This window comes from Vibrio sp. D173a (assembly GCF_030248475.1).
Map to the genome: position 1 here is coordinate 1 of NZ_JAHGAH010001584.1, position 878 is coordinate 878.

The 878-nt window shown below is 43.4% G+C and carries 2 protein-coding genes; one reads left to right on the top strand and one right to left on the bottom strand.

What is annotated here, in order from left to right; all coding sequences use genetic code 11:
• Window positions 1-149 (top strand): RlmF-related methyltransferase (locus KIV40_RS34910; protein WP_285354047.1); only part of this gene is annotated, 149 nt, incomplete at its 5' end.
• 119 nt (window positions 150-268) lie between these two features.
• On the opposite strand, the gene pilW is transcribed toward KIV40_RS34910, so the two are convergent.
• Window positions 269-878: type IV pilus biogenesis/stability protein PilW (gene pilW, locus KIV40_RS34915; protein WP_285354045.1), on the bottom strand; the 610-nt coding region annotated here is incomplete at its 5' end.

Below are 878 nucleotides of genomic sequence, written 5' to 3' on the forward strand. Positions count from 1 at the left end.
ACGTTGATATGCTTCGCTCTGAACTTGGCAAGCTCAAAGCGAAACAAGTGAAAGTCGTAGAGATGTCTCAAGGCCAGAAAGTGAGCCGCTTTGTAGCGTGGACTTTTATGGACGACGAGCAAAGACAGGAATGGATCGCGCTTAAATAACGGTTTGCATTTCAAAACGAGAAAGCATCGTTAACTTCCTTAAATTAAAACGGGCTTGTTGTTCATTCAACAAGCCCGTTTTATATCAGATTTGGTTAAGCAGAGAGCAAATCATCCAATTAACTTTGGTACTTCTTCTCAAGTACGTGGTTGCCCGCTTTCCTGTCAAGGTCGATTAATATTTGAAGTGATGGTATTTGATAGCCATATCGCTGGTGGAACTTAAACAGACGAAGTCTCGCATCACTGTAATCGGCTTCACTCACTTCAATTTTAGATAGTTGTAATATCGACTTTACTCGGTTCGGGTCATGATCAATCGCACGAGTGAAGTAGTACTTGGCTTGTTCTGTATTACCTGCCTTAAAAGCGCAAAAAGCCGCATTCTCGTAACTGGCGGATACTAAGTAATAATAGGGCTGGTCAATGGCGCGATTAAAGTACTTATCGGCCTGTTCATACTCGCCTTGCTTACACAAAAACGTACCGTAGTTATTGAGAACATTGCCGTTTCTTGAGTCTAGGCTTAACGCTTTTCGATACGCAGACCTCGCTTCATCCACTTCACCTACTTGTTCATAATAATGGGCCATAGAGAGCCGAGCACGGTAGTAGTTTGGTGCATGTTGAATCGCGAGTTCGAGGTTTTCTCGTGCACGAACCATGTTCTGCTGTTCCATATATCCTAAGCCAAGCGCAATCCTAGATTCAGACATTGAAACGGGGTCA